Origin of the sequence: Candidatus Poriferisodalis sp., from assembly GCF_965215815.1 — a bacterium.
Classification (GTDB): domain Bacteria; phylum Actinomycetota; class Acidimicrobiia; order Acidimicrobiales; family Poriferisodalaceae; genus Poriferisodalis.
The window spans coordinates 105,036-121,152 of record NZ_CBDCEO010000011.1 but is presented as its reverse complement, the minus strand read 5'-3'; the positions used below and the strand labels follow the sequence as shown (position 1 = coordinate 121,152).

At 65.0% G+C, this 16,117-nt stretch carries 18 protein-coding genes and 1 pseudogene; 6 read left to right on the top strand and 13 right to left on the bottom strand.

The annotated features are described in order from the left end of the window. Positions 1 to 43: 43 nt before the first annotated feature. The 5 genes and pseudogenes from ACOOHB_RS02000 to ACOOHB_RS01980 form a co-directional block, all read right to left on the bottom strand. Positions 44 to 1,207, bottom strand: coding sequence for a hypothetical protein (locus ACOOHB_RS02000; RefSeq protein WP_420443154.1), 1,164 nt, complete (start codon positions 1,205 to 1,207; stop codon positions 44 to 46). A 924-nt stretch (positions 1,208 to 2,131) separates the two neighbouring features. Then, the gene (darG, locus tag ACOOHB_RS01995) at positions 2,132 to 3,184 is read right to left on the bottom strand and encodes a type II toxin-antitoxin system antitoxin DNA ADP-ribosyl glycohydrolase DarG (RefSeq protein ID WP_420443153.1); all 1,053 of its coding nucleotides are present in this window, start codon (positions 3,182 to 3,184) and stop codon (positions 2,132 to 2,134) included. Further along, the gene (gene darT, locus ACOOHB_RS01990) at positions 3,184 to 3,822 is read right to left on the bottom strand and encodes a type II toxin-antitoxin system toxin DNA ADP-ribosyl transferase DarT (RefSeq protein WP_420443152.1); all 639 of its coding nucleotides are present in this window, start codon (positions 3,820 to 3,822) and stop codon (positions 3,184 to 3,186) included. The genes darG and darT overlap by 1 nt, the downstream gene beginning before the upstream one ends. Positions 3,823 to 4,176: 354 nt before the next feature. Further along, positions 4,177 to 4,467, bottom strand: a complete 291-nt coding sequence (locus ACOOHB_RS01985; protein ID WP_420443151.1) for a nucleotidyltransferase family protein — start codon at positions 4,465 to 4,467, stop codon at positions 4,177 to 4,179. Positions 4,468 to 4,771: 304 nt separating this feature from the next. Beyond that, positions 4,772 to 5,791, bottom strand: a pseudogene (locus ACOOHB_RS01980) (IS110 family transposase); the annotation flags it as partial. A gap of 282 nt (positions 5,792 to 6,073) precedes the next feature. Between ACOOHB_RS01980 and ACOOHB_RS01975 the strand changes: the two are divergent. The 4 genes from ACOOHB_RS01975 to ACOOHB_RS01960 all read left to right on the top strand — a co-directional run bounded on the left by ACOOHB_RS01975 (position 6,074) and on the right by ACOOHB_RS01960 (position 9,888). Beyond that, the gene (locus ACOOHB_RS01975; protein WP_420443150.1) at positions 6,074 to 6,901 is read left to right on the top strand and encodes a PP2C family protein-serine/threonine phosphatase; all 828 of its coding nucleotides are present in this window, start codon (positions 6,074 to 6,076) and stop codon (positions 6,899 to 6,901) included. Between the two features lies 1 nt (position 6,902). Further along, positions 6,903 to 7,760: a metallophosphoesterase family protein gene (locus ACOOHB_RS01970; RefSeq protein ID WP_420443149.1), complete on the top strand. Its 858-nt coding sequence runs from the start codon at positions 6,903 to 6,905 to the stop codon at positions 7,758 to 7,760. A gap of 80 nt (positions 7,761 to 7,840) precedes the next feature. Continuing rightward, positions 7,841 to 8,095 carry a hypothetical protein gene (locus tag ACOOHB_RS01965; protein ID WP_420443148.1) on the top strand — a complete coding sequence of 85 codons (255 nt, stop codon included), beginning with the start codon at positions 7,841 to 7,843 and terminating at the stop codon, positions 8,093 to 8,095. 1,481 nt (positions 8,096 to 9,576) lie between these two features. Further along, positions 9,577 to 9,888: a hypothetical protein gene (locus tag ACOOHB_RS01960; RefSeq protein WP_420443147.1), complete on the top strand. Its 312-nt coding sequence runs from the start codon at positions 9,577 to 9,579 to the stop codon at positions 9,886 to 9,888. Positions 9,889 to 9,969: 81 nt separating this feature from the next. On the opposite strand, the gene ACOOHB_RS01955 is transcribed toward ACOOHB_RS01960, so the two are convergent. Continuing rightward, a complete protein-coding gene (locus tag ACOOHB_RS01955) occupies positions 9,970 to 10,596 on the bottom strand; it encodes a metallophosphoesterase (protein ID WP_420443146.1) in 627 nt (208 codons plus the stop codon). Between the two features lie 121 nt (positions 10,597 to 10,717). Further along, a complete protein-coding gene (locus ACOOHB_RS01950) occupies positions 10,718 to 10,879 on the bottom strand; it encodes a hypothetical protein (protein WP_420443145.1) in 162 nt (53 codons plus the stop codon). 217 nt (positions 10,880 to 11,096) lie between these two features. On the opposite strand from ACOOHB_RS01950, the gene ACOOHB_RS01945 reads away from it, so the two are divergent. Further along, positions 11,097 to 11,276, top strand: coding sequence for a hypothetical protein (locus ACOOHB_RS01945; protein ID WP_420443144.1), 180 nt, complete (start codon positions 11,097 to 11,099; stop codon positions 11,274 to 11,276). Between the two features lie 112 nt (positions 11,277 to 11,388). Continuing rightward, on the top strand, positions 11,389 to 11,577 hold the full coding sequence (locus ACOOHB_RS01940; RefSeq protein ID WP_420443143.1) for a hypothetical protein: 189 nt from the start codon (positions 11,389 to 11,391) through the stop codon (positions 11,575 to 11,577). A 185-nt stretch (positions 11,578 to 11,762) separates the two neighbouring features. Here the strand turns inward: ACOOHB_RS01940 and ACOOHB_RS01935 are convergent, their stop codons facing one another. The 6 genes from ACOOHB_RS01935 to ACOOHB_RS01910 form a co-directional block, all read right to left on the bottom strand. Beyond that, positions 11,763 to 12,194 (bottom strand): hypothetical protein, encoded by a 432-nt coding sequence (locus ACOOHB_RS01935; protein WP_420443142.1) that lies wholly within the window; start codon positions 12,192 to 12,194, stop codon positions 11,763 to 11,765. Further along, positions 12,191 to 13,450: a hypothetical protein gene (locus ACOOHB_RS01930; protein WP_420443141.1), complete on the bottom strand. Its 1,260-nt coding sequence runs from the start codon at positions 13,448 to 13,450 to the stop codon at positions 12,191 to 12,193. Before ACOOHB_RS01930 ends, ACOOHB_RS01935 begins: the two co-directional genes overlap by 4 nt. A gap of 209 nt (positions 13,451 to 13,659) precedes the next feature. Next, positions 13,660 to 14,712: an integrase core domain-containing protein gene (locus tag ACOOHB_RS01925; protein WP_420443140.1), complete on the bottom strand. Its 1,053-nt coding sequence runs from the start codon at positions 14,710 to 14,712 to the stop codon at positions 13,660 to 13,662. Then, positions 14,709 to 15,038, bottom strand: a complete 330-nt coding sequence (locus ACOOHB_RS01920; RefSeq protein ID WP_420443139.1) for a helix-turn-helix domain-containing protein — start codon at positions 15,036 to 15,038, stop codon at positions 14,709 to 14,711. The genes ACOOHB_RS01925 and ACOOHB_RS01920 overlap by 4 nt, the downstream gene beginning before the upstream one ends. A gap of 322 nt (positions 15,039 to 15,360) precedes the next feature. Beyond that, complete coding sequence (locus tag ACOOHB_RS01915) at positions 15,361 to 15,636, bottom strand: hypothetical protein (RefSeq protein ID WP_420443138.1); 276 nt, start codon at positions 15,634 to 15,636, stop codon at positions 15,361 to 15,363. Beyond that, on the bottom strand, positions 15,633 to 15,956 hold the full coding sequence (locus ACOOHB_RS01910) for a hypothetical protein (RefSeq protein ID WP_420443137.1): 324 nt from the start codon (positions 15,954 to 15,956) through the stop codon (positions 15,633 to 15,635). Before ACOOHB_RS01910 ends, ACOOHB_RS01915 begins: the two co-directional genes overlap by 4 nt. Between the last annotated feature and the right edge of the window lie 161 nt (positions 15,957 to 16,117).

Here is a 16,117-nt window from a genome sequence, read left to right as displayed (position 1 = left end):
GCCCGCGCATGCATCGTCCGCTCGCCGCTCGCTCATACTGATGTTACTGGTCGATCTGCTGCGACAGCCATGCTGTGATGGTTGTGACGTCGCCTGCCCGAAATTCGGCTTCTGATGTCTTGTCGTCGGATCGGCGCCATGACATCAGATCGATGCTCGTGGCGTCGTTGGGGATCTCAGCGTTGATGCCGATGGCGTGTAGCCCCCATTCAAGGGAGATGCCGCCGCTAGGCATCGGGTACACATATGGCAGCGGCAGTTCGGCGCACAATGCATGTCCGACGATTTCTCGTGCCGCGTCGCAAGCCTTCTCGCTGCTCGCCCTGCTCACTTCGTTATCAGCGCCCCACCCGTCGCTCAAGCGGCTGAACGAGGCAAGGCGATCACAGATCGCGGCGTATCGTTCGACAACGCTCACGTCGCGTATCACTTCCGCGTTTGACACCATGCTCACAGAATGCCGATCATCGTCTGCGTCTTGATTCTGTGCTTGAGGACGAGGCAGGCAGACCACAAAAATCGCCCCACTCGGTTCGAATTCGAGTGCGCCACAGAGCCGAGCGAATACCTCTTCTGAGTCGTAGTGCAACGTTTCCCGCTTCGTGCTCCCGATGCTCTCGAGCTCGATGGCCTTCTTAGTCGTGTCCAAGGACTTGACGAGCCCCACTCGCACCTTGTCCACTCTCTGTGGGAGAATTGGCTTGCGGCGGGCACGCTTGCGGATCCGCCGCGCTCCCGTATGGTCGAGAGTCGTGGAAGTCTCCCGCGACGAGTAGTGCAGCAGGTCTTTCGGTTGGAGGGTGTTACCGAAATCGCGGAAGTCGCTGTAATCGGCGTGGCCGTTCCGTGCCCCATCCCTAGATACACCTGACCGAAGAAGACGTCCTATTTCCTCTGCGGCCGGCTCCAGGTAGGGCCCCTCCGCCGCCAGCAACTCGTTCGGATCCATGTCTGCTACGAAGATCATCTTGGAACTGCCCTCAGCGATGCTGTCGAGGCGTACTTGATGATCTTTTTCGAAGCCTGGTGGTGGTTGGTCCTCGTTCGGATGGTCTTGGAGGTACAGACGCTTGGCGCATGCAACCAGAATTTTCCTGAACGCCACTGCCTCAGCTAGCACGCCAACAGGAATGCCTCGAAGGAGGAACCGCGCACCTTCGAATCGCAAGATCGCGAGCGGAACATCCTCCTGTTCACCGCTGACCATATGGCGTGAGTGTAATGACGCGAACACAGCGGGGCCAGCAGACCATGGACCAGAGTGGAATCAAGATCGCCTCATGCAGGGACGAGACGGCGCTATCTCCGCTGGTCAGAGGACCAATCAAGCTGCTGATCGGCGTCCTCTCACAGTCCGACGGCCTGAATCCCGCGCGACCGCCGCCACCGACATAGCGCAACAGCGACCCTCCAACGAGGCAGACGGCCACTGAGCCGTCTGCCTCGTCGCGCGTGACCACCAGCAGCCCGCGACCTAACTCACGCGAACTGACAAGACAGCCCCTCAACAAGCCCCGAACGCATGCCGAAACGCGCAAAAACGGGCCAAAACGGCCCGAATCAAGTGTAACTGGCCAACACAAACAGGGTGCACTGGCCAACACCCCTCGGTCGGATGTTGGCCAGTCGCGTTTCCGCAGGTCACGGTAGGCGAATTCTGGCCGGTTTGCGAATCTCCACACGAAATTCGGCGAATCTCCACATTGGCCGTGAAGGGCTAAGACACCTGGTCAGAGGGTCGTGCGACACTCAAGATTGAACGGAGCCGGTGCAAAGAGGCGCCCAAAGGACCGTTCTCGGGGCGAAATGGGCGATTTTGAGGGGATCTGGGGCCTTCATCGCGTCGGGTGCGCAGCCGGATTCGCCTCGCCGGGCACGTCGTTATCCGACGCGAAGAAGTCCACGCCGCTGCAGCTGTTCGTGCTCCACCTGTGCTGCACGGACGACGGCGAGAGCTAAGGGATCGAACCGCAGGAGTTCTCGCCACCCGACACCGAGATCGACCGCCGCATCGCGGACGAACTCAGTTTCGCCAGCTGCTACACGCTCTACCGGAGCGTCCAGGCCGACACCCCAGGGCCGGCGGCGGCAATAGGGCCAATGTTCGCAGGGTCGTGCTCGGGCGCCGTCGTCAGGCTGCCAGCCAGCCGTGCGCACGAAGGTGCTCGTGAGCCGCTGTGACGTGCTTGTTCGAGAACATCCCCCGTTTGCGTTCGCTCCACCCGCGCACCTTGTCGATGATGTCGTCGGTGTCGCCCCCGGCGCTCTCGCGGTGGGCGATCCAGTGCACTGTGGCAAGCAGTTCCAGCGCGTAGGACGACTCGAAGCCTTCGACGAGTCCCAGCACTTCTTCGACTCGGTCGCCTGTCGGTTCGCCGACTATCAAGTCCGCGGCCTCGACCACAGCCTCGGGCACGGCACGCAGCGGCTCTGCATCGAAGACCTTGGTTGACCCGTCTCCGTACCCCTGCAGAAAATGGCCTTCGACCGCTTTGAGCACGTGACGGAGGTTGTCGGCGTAGGGCCCGTAGCGGCCTCGCTGGAAGTCCAGTCGCAGCGGTTCGCCTGCTTCCTGGAGGAAGTACATCAGCTTCTGCACGCCGACCAGCGACGCCCCGCCTTCCAGCGTGCGCGCAGCGATGCGGTCCACCAGCAGCACGAGCGCCGCTCTGCCCGGCGTCCAGTTCGGCCTGGCCGTCGCGTCGCGCATGCCCGCCGCGGCCGGCGCTCCTTCAGGCGCGTACACGTGCACCTCGACACCCAGCCCGTCGAGGTGCTTCTCGATCAGCGGCCGGACGTCTGCCCACGCCAGCCCTCCGTTGCCGCATCCCAGCGGCGGCACGGCCACCGAAGCGATGCCGAGCCTGATGATCTCCGCCCGCAACGCCTCGAGCCCGGCGGCGATGTCGCTAATCCGGGACCGCGACCGCCAATGGCGCTTGGTGGGGAAGTTGATGATCCACCGCGGCGACACCAGCTGGCCGTTGTCGAACACGTGCATCCGCCCGATCTGGACCTCGCCGAGTCTGCAGGCCCGCCGGTACGCCTTGAAGTTGGCTCCGAACGCCTTCTTGAACTGGAGGGCGATGCCCTTGCCCATCACTCCCACGGTGTTCACCGTGTTCACGAGCGCGTCGACATCCGCGTCCAAGAGATTGCCGTGGGACTCGACAAAATCCGTCATCAGAAATACCAGTCAGGGCGGACGCGAACCATCGTTGTGGCGCCAACAGTAGCCAACGCGCTCGCCGCGGCGCGCGATACGTCGTCGGTTCGCGTCGCGACCTCGACGAACGCGCTCCACGGGACATGGGTGCGCACGAGCATCTCGGCCATGCGGCGCTCTCTGCGGTCGCGTTCGCTCGAGATGTTGTTCCACATCTTCTGCTTCATGAGGGTCCAGTTCACATAGTCGTCAATATCGTCGAGGTCGTTGCCGAACTCCGCGAAGTCGGTGGCAGCGTTGCGGTCGGTGAACGCGAACTCGAGACCGTGCCCCACGATCGCTGCCGTGTCGGTCACCAAGTACACGACCTCGTCCTGCCCGCCCTGGTACGTCGGGACGTTGCCCTTGTGGATGCTGAACAGCATGGGCGACCGCGCCGCGAAATAGAACGGCACATAATCGGCCACCCGGCCGCCCGGCGGGACCGGGACCGGGCGGTTCCGTCGCCGTTGCTTGATGTCGCGTTCTCCGATCTCGACGATGCGCGTATTGGACGACACCACTGCGTTGTCCGACCACAGGCCCGCGCCCGCGATGCCTGCCAAGTTGTTGATGTGGGTTATGTGGAACAGACAGCCCTCGTACGGCGTCGTCATGGCGGGCACGCTCGCGCGGTCGCGCGAAGATTGTCAACCGAACCATCGCGCGTGTCGCGGCGCACGAATCCCGGTTCTGCGGGAGTGCAGCCGCCGCGGGCGCGCTGAGCCGATGCTTGCCCGGCCCGTCTCGACGTCAGCGAATCGGGCACAACCCCGCCCGACCGGGAGCCGGCAGGCGCGGTTCGCGACTCAGATGCGCAGCACACTAAGGAATCGGTGGGACCCCCATAGGCGCCCCGTGACGGCCGGCGTCGTGGGACGTGGCAGGTCCGGTGCTCTGTCGGGGTTCTCGCGGTGAGTCCTCGGTCTGGCCAGCCGTTCGGGGCCTGCGGTCTCGGTCGGCTGAGGCGCTCAGAGCGGTATGGCGTCGTCGAGCATGGAGGTGTAGGGCTCTTCGAGCGTCTGTTCGGAGCTGATCTGCACGGTGCAGCCGAGCATGTCTTCGAGTGCTGTTTCGAGGCCTGCGATGTCGAGCAGAGTCGTTCCGGGCGCGAAACTGCAAAGGAAGTCGCAGTCGCTGTCGGGCCGGTCGGCGCCGCGTGCCACCGAGCCGACGAGCGCGATCGAGGTCACGTTGTGCTGCTGTGCGAGTGCTCGGATGGCGGCGCGGTGGCGGCCGAGGATCTCGTCTCGGCGGGACATGCCCGGATGGTAACGACGGCCTCGGCCGGGCTCGCTGGCGCCGCGGGGCTGGCTGGGCTCCGGAAACGTCTTGGAGTCGTGATGCTCCTATGGTTCGTCAAGCGGCGGGTTCGAGTGTGTTGAGCCAGTCGCGGTAGGCAGGCATGAGGGGGTGGTGGGGTGCTTTGCCGCGTTCGATCACCGAGATGGTTGCGGGCCAGGTGTTGAGCTGGTCGGCGGCGTGGGCGAGGCTGAGGCCTGCTGCTTGTCGTCGGTGTCGCAGCTCGCCTGGGTTGTCGGCGCTGTTGGTGTGGTGGGGGTCGGCGAGCAGGGCGAAGACTTCTCGGGCGATGTAGCGCTTGAGGCATCGGATGATCTCGCGGCGTGATTTGCGGTCTGTTTGGCGTCTTTGGGCGTAGGCGCGTGTTCGGGGGCAGGTGGCGAGGCGGACCATCGCGATTCGCCACAGGGCGTGGTTGGCTTGGCGGTTCCCGCCGGGGTTGAGGCGGTGCCGGGTGGTCTTGCCTGATGACGCCTCGACGGGTGATGCGCCGCACAGCGCTGCGAACGCGGCTTCGGTGGTGAGCCGGGCGGGGTTGTCGCCGGCTGCGATGAGCAGGATCGACGCCGTGTCGGTGCCGATGCCTTTGGCGGCTCGCAGCGCCGGGTTGGCGGTCAAGGTGAGCTTGTCGAGATGGCGGCGCAGCTCGGCGAGGTCGTCGTCGAGGGCCTGGTATTGGCGGGCCAGGGTGCGCAACGCGATCTTTGCCGCCTCGGCGGGCTCTGTGGGGTCGCCGGGACGGAACCGAGCGCACCGAGCCACCCGCTGCGCAGTCGTGAGCGGCTCCAGGGCGCTGCGCAGCCGGTCGGGAGCAGTGACGATGAGATCGCGGATCTGATTGGAGATGCGGGTGCGATGGGCACGCGTCGAGCACAACGCGACCCGGATCGCCCGGATCGACTCCACAATCCCGTCGCTGCCCTTGGGAGCGGTGGCCGCCTCGCCGTTGAGCGCGGCGCGTGCCGCGGCCTCGGCGTCGACGGTGTCGGACTTGCCGCGGCGGCGACGCATCTGACGGTTCGGCCGGTTCACCTCGACCACCTCGACGCCCGAGCCGACCAGGTGACGCGTCAGCCCCGCCCCATAGGAGCCGGTGCCCTCAACGCCGACACGCACCAGCGGCCCGAACGACCCCAGCCACTCTGCGAGCCCGCGATACCCCGCCGGGTCCGCCCCGAACGACGCCGTAGCGAGCACCCGGCCCGCCTGGTCGGCCGCCGCAGCGACATGGACCTCCTTGTGAGTGTCCACGCCCCCATAGACGCCGACCGCCTCATCAGCCATGATGAACCCCTGCCTTTCTCCCTAACCGGGTGATCAAGGCACCACCGGCCGGGACGGCGGACAGCACAGCCACGGTGCATAGCCAAGGCTCCTATCAAGTCACGTCCGCCCGACCGGCCGGTGCGCGCCAGCAGCCAGGACACCGAGCCGACAAATCACGAAAAAGGCACAAAGCCCGTGACACCCTGGGTCAGACCCGGGCCCGACTGCTGACCCCAACATCATGGCTGTGACACCGGGTCGCTACGGTCCCAATGGCACCCTCAAGCTCGGACGGCGGGCATGGCTGAGAGACTGATCACCGATATCGCGACTCGCACCGACATCGGCACCCGGGACCGCCAGGAGGACCGCGTCCGCGCTGTCACGAATGCGGATGGTTCGTGGGTCATGGCAGTGGCCGACGGTTTGGGCGGCCATCCGTTCGGCGACGAGGCCGCGCAGGCGGCTGTCGATGCGCTGCCGGCTCGCATCGGGAGCACCGCGGAGATGGAAGCGGCGTTCAACGCGACGAACGCAGCCGCGTGGGGGCTGCACCCGGAGATGCGCACCGCTGACGAACGCGAGTCGATGATCGCGCTCACCACGCTGGTGGTCGCTGCGTGGACACCGCAGGGCGGTCTGTTGTTGTCGTGGATCGGGGATTCGTACGGGTTCGTGGTGCCGCTGGGAGGCGGGCCGGGCTGGCACAGCAAACCGCACAATGACATGTTGGGTTTCGTCAGCCGATGCATCGGCATGTCTCGCGCCGATCGTGACAGTTTCGACCTCCCGCCCGGGCACGTGGATCAGATGGTCGACGACGTGCCCAAAGAGCATGTCGAGAGGTGGATCGACGGAGAAGGCCTGTTGGTGGTGCTGGCCAGTGACGGTCTGATCCCCCCGGTCCTCGAGACGCACCGCCGTGAGTGGTTCAACGACGATCCCGACGACAACTCTCTTGGCTTCGCGCTGCTGGCGGATCGGCGCGGCACCGCCGCGGACGCAGCGGACACGCTGATGGACACCGCTCGAGTCGCTGGTCTGGGCGACAACACCACGATCGCTGTCGCCCGCATCGCACCCGACCACTCGGCGGACTCGGCCGATTCAATGGTCGAGGAGGGTTGAGATGTCTGCGCGGGACACGTTCGAGTTCACCACCAACAAGACCTGGGACGACACAGCCGAGGTCGCCCCCGACGCGGTCCGTGACGTGCTGGTCGTCGGCGACATCCACGGCACCAAGACCCACCTCGCCGACGCCATCACCCACGCTGCCGATCTCGGTGCCCAGGCGATCGTGCAGGTCGGGGACTTCTGGCTAGCGGACCGCCACTGGAGCCGCTTCAGCCCCCTGCAGGCCGAGTACATGCAGGCTGCTTGCGACTCGCCGCTGCCGATCGTCGTGATCGACGGCAACCATGAGATCTGGCCTGCGCTCGGCCGGTATGCACTAACGCCCGCCGCCCGGGCGGCGATGCAGGAACGCCGTCCGTTGCATCTTGGCGGGTCGCTGTGGTGGGCGTGGCGTGGCAGCGTCTGGCGCTGGAACGACTGCGCGTTCGGTGCGCTCGGCGGCGCCGTGTCGCCTGACAAACGGCTGCCCGAGGTGCGTCACTACCGATGGCTCGAAGAGGCCCTCGACGAGGACGACGTCGACCGGCTCATCGTAAACACCGAAGCGGAGTTCGACGGCCGGCTCGATGTGCTGTTCACCCACGACGCCCCCGCACAAGTCATCGGCCTCAAGTCCGGCATGACCGGCATCCCTTTCGACGTGCTGCGAGAGGCAAAGCACGGCCGCCGGCTGCTCGCCCACGCCGTCGACCGCACCCAGCCCGAACTCGTGCTGCATGGCCATTGGCACCAAGCCAACGCCGAGCGCATCAGCGGACGCACCGAAGTAATCGGACTTGCCGAAGACGGACGACAGAACCACACTGCACTGCTCAGCACACAACCGACACTGGTCGCCGTTTACGCCTAGCCGTCGCGACTCAACCCCCATCGCGGTCCTGAGACGCCTCACCCCCCGAACTGTTCACCCAGAGTGCCGAGGAGCACCATATGTCCGAACCGGACGTCTCCCTAGAAGCGATAGAGCGGGTACTCGCCAGCGAGGCCCACTACGACGATCTCAACAGCCGCGAACAAGCAATCGTGCGAGCCGAGTGGGCAGAACGCACCGAGCAGCGCAGACGTAGTCTCAGTCTTACGGTGACGTTCGCGGCCGAAGGCCGGCCCTATGTCGAACTCGACGACGACGGCAAGACCGTTCGACGCCAGCAGCAGCGGAGCCCGAGAAATTTCTCGGCCAACTGACAGCCCGCGCTGGTACAGCTTCGGAATCGCGAGGGTTACCCTCAGTTCCCGCAGCGATCAGCGACCCGACAACTCTCATGCCCTCACCGATCTCTCAACGGCCGGACATCGCCTCGGTGCTCGAGCAGTCCCTGGCGAAGCCAGGGCTGGCGGAGACTCTGCAGTACTGGCGGCTCTGCCGACCGCTCACCGAGACGTCGGCACCGCAACCCGGGTTGGAACAACGCCGCACCCCAGGTTGACCAGGCGACGCATTAGCGCGCCACGGCGCCGTGCACTGGACTCCGACCGGGATTCCTGTTCGCCACGCCGAGTGCGCTGCACGGTGCCGCGTGTGTGTTCGACATGTGGGGTGCGTCCGACGAGTACAACCTTGGCGAGTTTGTCGACGACTGGTGACGCTGGGGTTTCCGCAGGACTGGCTCTCGTTGGAGGACGACGCCCGAGCAGTCGTGACTCAGCGCCAAGTTGATGTCGGTAACTGAACCAGATTGCGTCGTCCGGTCAACGACGACCGCTCACTTGAAATGGGAACTCAGCCGAACAGCGACGTTTCGACGACATCAACCGTGAGTAGCACCAGAGCCGAATCGCCCCGGCGCCCACAGGACCGCTGCCGTCGTAATCTGATTGCCGCGAGACAGCCTGCGGCCGCGCGCGACACTCTGTCCATGAAGCAACAACGCCAGCCAAGAGCCCGTCCCCAGCGCACGAAGCCCAAGTCACTGCCAGCTCAAGTGTCCGAAGAGGCGAAACAGTTGGCCAATCAGGCGGCACGCGACGCCGCAGACCTAGCGGAAAGCGATTTTCGGGACAATCCCGACGACTAATTGTGACGGTGAACGAGTCGATCACGCCGGAGACCCAACACAACGGCTCTAGACGGCCCAGCGAGAGCAGATCCCTGCTCCCACCGGATCTGCAGAGGCCGAGGGCTCTCGCGCCGAGGTGAGTCGCTGCTCTTCGTAATGGCGCTGCCGACAACCGCCCGAGACGCGCAGCGCAAGTTCCTTTTCGGGGCGAGTGGCCGGCAACGGGTTGAGGTAGGACGAAATCTGTCACTCGTTGGCAGAGCTCGCCGACTGGAAGCCGCCCATCCTCGCTGCAGTCGTGACGCTCAAACTGGCGCCACAAAGCGCGCGAACCGTTCCGTCATCGGCGCAACTTGACTGCTCAATTCCGGGCCGGGCCGGGCCGGGCCGCTCGGCTCGATCATCGTTTGATAGCGCCGCCTCTGTGGCCCGGTGCACCAGTCCGCGTGCGACGTCGGGTCACCTCTTGCGCGAGAGCTGCGGCAGCCTCTTCAGCGACTTCGCATCCGTTCTGCCGACGTGCTGCCTGATGACGCTCTTGGCGGCGCTAAGGAACACAACCGGGGTGAACTTGAATTATTCGCCCTGTAATCGGCTGTCTGCTGCCGTGACTCGAAAGCCGATGAACTGCTAGTAGTTGCCGCATGAGTTTTACGAGGAGATCCAAGCATGGGTCAGGGCATGGCTATTGATCGCAAGACCAGGATTGGCCGCTGGTACGAGGCGATCGAGTGCTACATCAAGTCGACGCGCTACCACAGCAGCGACCAGAGGCGCAGCTTCATCGAGTGGTGGGTCGTCTATCGCATCAACGAAGACGAAGACGTCACCCGAGGCGGCGAAGCCGAGTTCAACGAGTTTCTAGACTGGTACAGGAAGCGCCAGAAGCGAGAGCGGCCCTACCCACAAGGAACTGAGAACACCTACCGCTCGATGATCCGGGCGTGGTTGGAGTGGTGGGGTGGCTGGGGGCCGACCTGACTGAGCTGAGTCCACAACACCCAGATTTGTCGGGTCCCCGAGCGGGCCTTGGGGAGTCTGAAGACCGGGTCTTGCCCCAGATCAGTTGGGCGCTGACTGGTTTGTGTCCCGGTGCGGGACCGGGTCGCGGTCCGCGGGTCCTCGGGCGATTAGTTCAGCGATGGTGTCCTCCGACACTGGGGCGAAGCCCCATGCGTCTACGCCGACGTTGATCTGGCGGCCTCGCTGGCGCCATTTCTCGTGGATGTGTCCGTGCAGCAGCCAGCTGCCGTCGTCGCGGGGCCGGTGGTCGAGGTACTTGAGGTCGTAGGCGTCGTCGAGCAGGTACGGGAAGTGGCTGATGCGCACCTTCTTGCGGCTGATCCGCATCGGCTTGGGCGCGTCGACGATCCGTTCGAAGCCGCCGAGCTGCAGATAGTCGCTGCGGCCGGCCTCGTGCTTGTTTCGGCCGGCCCAGCAGCGGTCGTGGTTGCCGGGCACGAGGATCTTGCTGCCCCGCAGCTTCGCCACATGCTCGGCGAGGATGGTGTGCAGGTCGCCGAGCGCGATGTCGCCGATCACCCACACCTCGTCATCGTCTTTGACGCGTTCGTTCCACCGCTCGACCATCGCGTCGTTCATCTCGTCCACGTCGGCGAATGGCCGGTCGCAGTAGCCGATGATGTTGCGATGCCCGAAATGATGATCCGAGGTGTACCAGCGGGCCATGACTGCACCATAGGTATCCGGTGTCACAGCACCAGCATGATTTTCGCGCCTTGAGCGACAACTCGAGAAGTGGCTGTCCCGCTCAAGACTCGCCAGGCGGGCTCAGAGCCCGACAGCCCGGTCAGGCGTCGCAGCTTCCGCGGCCGCTTCCGCCGGGACGATCCGTGGGCACGGGCCGGGTGTAGTGCCAGAACCGCATCGCCTCAGCGACCCCAGGCTTGGGCAACGACACGTCCAGAACGCGTTCCGCGATCTGAGATCTTGACTTCTTGTCTTCAGCCATGGGTCGTCCTCGTGCCCGCAGCGAACGCTATCGAGATCCCCGAAGACCGATTTCAGACCGCTAGAGTTCGTGCGCTTCTCCCCGCCTTCCCGGCTCGCCGGGAATGGCGGGGCATGTCTCGTATAGGGGCAAGGTGTCCCATCGCTGAACGCCCGCAGCGCCGAGGTGACCGAATCCGGCCACAGTGCGCCACGGTCGCCTCCGCAACGTTGCTGATGTGGCCAAGGACCGCCAAGCAGGACGAGAAGCGCTCGAAGGCCTCGACAAAACGGTGACAGAGATCTTGGACGTCACCGACGGCAGCGAAGACGAGTTCGTCACCGCGCTGACTGGAGCCGACGAGCCCTCACCCTCGGGGAACCTCGCAGCGGACCGAGGTGACGCGGTCGGTACCTGACTCATCCACGCAGGGCATGTCGACACAACACCATCCGCAGCTCTGGGGGAGCGACTGACACACCCCAATCGCCCCGGCAGGCCCGTCTGGTGGCTCCAGTTGCGCTGAGCCCATGCCGGCAACCGGCGACCACAACCGACCGGTCCATAACCCGGCCGTGGCTGAGGCGTTTCAGCAGATCGCCGACATCTACGTCGAGGCCAGCGGGGAACTGACCGAATCCGACCCCGACCTTTGCCTCGACCTCCCAGAACCGTCGCAGACGACAGCTGCTCGCAAACCCGACGGGGGTTATCGGTAGCAGCTTGCGGCGGACCTGAGCGAAGTCCGAGACTGATACGTACCCGTAGTGATGTCGACCATCCGGCCCGCCGTTTCGATGGACTCACCGAGCGTGGCCCTACGGCGAGTCCTTAGGCACCTTCGATGATCCCGGCGTTCTACGGAGCGCGCGATAGGGACCGCTCGGGTCTCCGAGATGTTGTCTTAGAGCGCGGCGATCAAGAGACTCTGAGCGATTGCGCGTAAGGCTTCGGGTGACATCTTGCGCAGGAGGCGCCGGAGCTTCTTCAGTCGCTTCTCGTCGGGTCCGCCCAGGTGATGTTCGATTGCGTGCTCGATGGCCTTGAGAAGAGCGGTCGCGGGGTCGCTCGGCCATTCACCTACCACGCGCCTGCCTTCGGCGGTGACCCTGAGGCTGAAGTAGTTGTGCGGGTTCCCGCTACTTATGGCATTGCCCTTGGTGATGAGGCCGGCTTCCTCAAGCGCTTCCAGCTGGCGGCCTACGCCATTGACGTCCTCGATTCCGAGCGCCTTCGCCACATCGTTCGTGTCGTACTCGAAGGCATTTTCTTCGTCCTCCCAGGCGTGAATCTGGCGCAGAGCGGGCAGCGCGATCTCGTCCCATTCGGTTGTCATGAGTCCTCCTTCGGTTCGTCGCGGATCATGTCGTGTTCGCGCAGTGCTGTGTCGAGCTGCTGGTACTCGACGGTTTGTTCGAGATCGGCGGCGTTGTCGAGCACCTCGCCTATGTGTTCGCCGATGTGGTAGCGCTCCCATTGCTCGAGAGGTCTGCGCACGATTGCGTTGAGGACGGCGAGCTTGGACCGGGACACAGGGACCTGCATTGCGCGGACGATGGCGCCATGCCGCCAGCGGCCTCCGCTGTGGGACTTCTCGATTGTGCGGACCGTCAGTTGTGCCCATCGTTCGTCGTCGAGAGCAGCGGCTCGGTGCATCCAGCAGAACCCCCCGAGAGCGGATGCCGCAGTCGAGTCGAGCAGCGTTTCCCACAGCTGGACTGCGGTGTCGATGTGCCGCTGTTCGATGTTGTCGTCGCTGACGATGTGGCTGATGCGTGTACCGGCTTTGGATGCGAGGTCCGGGTAGTCGCCGTGGTGCTGTGTGATGAAGCTGACGACGTCGTCGAAGCGGTAGCCCGGCCAGTCGCCCAGAAGTGCGACCATGAAGTGCTCCACGGCTTGCTTGGTGTCGCGCAGCACTGCACTGCGGACCATCTCGGGTGCTGTCTCGAACAGCCACCGATTCGGTGCGCCCCAGTGGATGGCGAGATCGACAGTGAGCTGGGCTAGCTCAGGAGGTGCGTCGACGCCGAAGAGGAGGCCGATGTTGTCATCGGTCCAGTCGGGCAGGGCATGGCGGAGCCAACCGAGGCGGCGTGCGACGACGGCCCGGTATTCCTCACCGTCGTTGCCGACGCGAGTCAACGCGAACTCCAGCAGTTCGATGAACTCGGCGCGGACCGGCTTGTCGGCGCGCAGCTCGGAGGCGACAAAGGGCACCGCCGCATCGAACGCACGGGTGCAGTCCCGGTTGATCGCTCTGGTGAGCGGGTCCATCGGCGCCCACGATTCCCCGGCTGTGTCGGTGGCGGCGATGTAGAGAAGGGCCCAGGCTTGGTCGGACCGGTCGCCGAATTGGACATCCGCGGCGGCCATCGCGACGATGAGATCCAGCCCGGCGCGTCGAGTTGCGAGCCAGTCGGCTTCGTAGTCCATCGGGCTGTCAGCGAGCGGCGCGACGTCCCACGGCGCTGTGTCGACGAGCGCGATCACGTCGAGCAGCGGGTCGACGGGCACGTCGCATTCGGCGACGGATTCCTTGACGCCTTGGAGGTAGGCGGTGATGTAGGTCGGGTGGTAGAGCTTGGCCACGAGGCCGACCGGATCACTCAGCCACTTTTCCGGCGATTACTGCACGACGCGCTGCAGCGTTCCGGCCAGTTGCCTCGGGCCGTGATCCCAGTCTCTTGGCCCGGCTCGCCACTGAGGTGTATCTGACTCTTCGCGACGGATCGGGTTGGGATTCAGGCCGCATCCGATGGTCGCTGGCGGGTTGCGGTTGGTGAGGGTAGTCGGCGGGTTCATCGCTGGCTCCGGTGCCAGGCTCGGCGTTGTTCGTCGGCGTTTCGCATGCCGTCGGTGCGGGCTGCGCGGATGGTGTCGCCGCGGCCGCCGTGTTCGTCGTTGGGGGTGACGTAGCCGATCGCTTCGTGCAGCCGGACGCTGTTGTGGTGGACTCGGACGCGTTCGAGTTCGGCGGCGAGCACGGCCGGGTCGGTGATCGTGGTCAGGTGTGGGTGCTCGCGTTTGACGTGGCCCCACAGCGACTCGATCCACGCCTGGTCGGTCGGGGTCGACGGGCGACCGAAGTGTTGGGCGATCGAGCACAGCGCCATGAACCGGCGGGTCTCGTTGGCGTGCATCTCGGTCCCGTTGTCCGAGACCGCCAGCAGCAACGGCGCCTGGTCGCCGTCGGGGAGCCCGGTGTCGGGGTCGGCGAGGCGGGCTCGGAGCTCGTCGGTGAGCAGTCCCTCGTTGTCGAGCCCGCGGCTGAACAGGACCCGGGCGGCGACCGAATCCGGGTTGGCGGTGAGGTGGGTCGAGATCCACTTGCGGGACACGAGGTCGACAATCGCGTACGCGTGCTTGGCGGCGACGCAGCGTTCGAACTGGGAGCCGTCCCAGCACCACAGCTGGTTCGGGCGCCACTCACACCAGTGCGGCCACGGCGTCTTCACGGTCCGTGCCGGTCGTGGAGCTCCTTGCAGGGCAAGGCCGTGACGGGCCAGCACCCGATCGACGGTCGACGGCGACGCCCACACCCGTTGCTCGTAGGAGCCGCGGTGAGCGAGCTTGCGATGCGACCGGTCCACGTCGCCCCACTCGTCGAACAACGCCAAGATCTCAGCCTCCTCGCACTCCAAGAGCCCGTGGATCGGGTTCCCGCCCGGGCGGGCGTCATCGAGCCCGCCCCCGGCTCGGCGCTGCTGCCACCGCCACGCCCGACCCCGGTCCAGCTCGACCACCGCGCACGCCCGGTTCAGCGTCCAGCCGGCATCGACCGCATCGTCGATCAAGGACAGCAACGCCGCCTTGGCGGTCCCGTCGACACGGGCGGGAACCGGACCGCTCATCCCCAGCGCGATTTTCCCCGCAGCACCGCCAACTCGACGGCCTGCTCGACCACCGTCGCCTGGAGCCGGTCGACCTCGGCCCGCAACGCCGCGGCCTCCGACGCCTCCTGGCGAGACTGACGCGGCCGGCCCGGCCTCGACGCCTGCAGCGCCGCGATCGCTCCATCGCGGGCAACTGCTCGCAGCCGGGTGATCACCGACCGGTCCACCCCAGCCTCGGCTGCCGCGTCGGCCTGGGAGATCTGCCCCGTCAGCATCCGCAGCCACAAGTCGTACTTCTGCTCCGCTGTCAGCATCCGCTCCGGCTTCCGCGGTGTCGATGTCATCGTTGACGGCCTCCATAATCAAGGCCAGCAACCATCTCAGATGCGGTCTGAAAGAACCGGGATCCCGTCGCGCGAAGTCAGACGCAACACACCACGCGGAGACTTGCTGTGCTGCCAGTTCGGGCAACAGTGCGCCGAGCTCTTCTTCGCTGAGCGGGCACGCTCCGCGTAACGCCATTCGTCGGGTTTGCGTGGCGGACTCGACTCGAGCGCACGGGCGATGTTCTCCGGGGTGTCCGGGACCGGCTCAGGCATCTCGCGTTTCGCTGGTCTGCCTCGCCATCGTGCTGCCATGCGGTGTCAGCAAACGACGGCGAGGGGGTCACTCAAATAGCTGACCGATGGCTTCTAGCCAGCCTGTGGGTTCCGCTGCTCCGACCGCATTGGCGTAGTTGCCTAGAGCGTTCACGAGCTCTTGAGCCAGTTCCGTTGTTACCGGCTTGTCATCGGATTCGGTTTCGATTCGGTCGAAGATGTCCCTGAGTGCTTTCGCGGCTCGTTCTACTTGGCCTAGATCGATTGCGATGTCTTTGACGGTGCAAGTTTCGGGGGTGAGGTACAGGCCAGCGAGCGGGTGGTGGGTTCTGGTCTTGGTCATTGGGCGTCCGGTGGCGAACTCAGGTGCCCCTTGGCTGCAAGTTCGCTGACGACGACTGCGAGTCGCACATCGGTGCGGGTCCAGTTGGCTCTGAGAGTGTCAAGACTGCGTTCGAGGTGGATGAATGTCGAGTGCAGTTGCTCTGATTGGAATCGGGATTGGCGGTCTTGGCGGCGGATGAAGAATATGACGCCGTGCAGGAGCAGGCCGCCAGCAGTGAGTGCCAACGCGGCCAAAGCGAATGCGATCGTCCAAGGGTCCGGCAGTTCAATGACAGATCCGTTGCTGTTTTCGCTCGCTGCGGCTGCCAGAATCTCCACTTGATCTCCAAAGTATCCAAGGCTCGTGAACGCGAAGTGGATGGAACTACACAGGATCCCAAATACATTTCGTGGACTTGGTTTCCGCAGGTCAGAGCATCGCGGACCGCGCTGTCCGTCGGTTCTGTGACACCCTGAAACCCGTGGGCGGGACTCTCTTC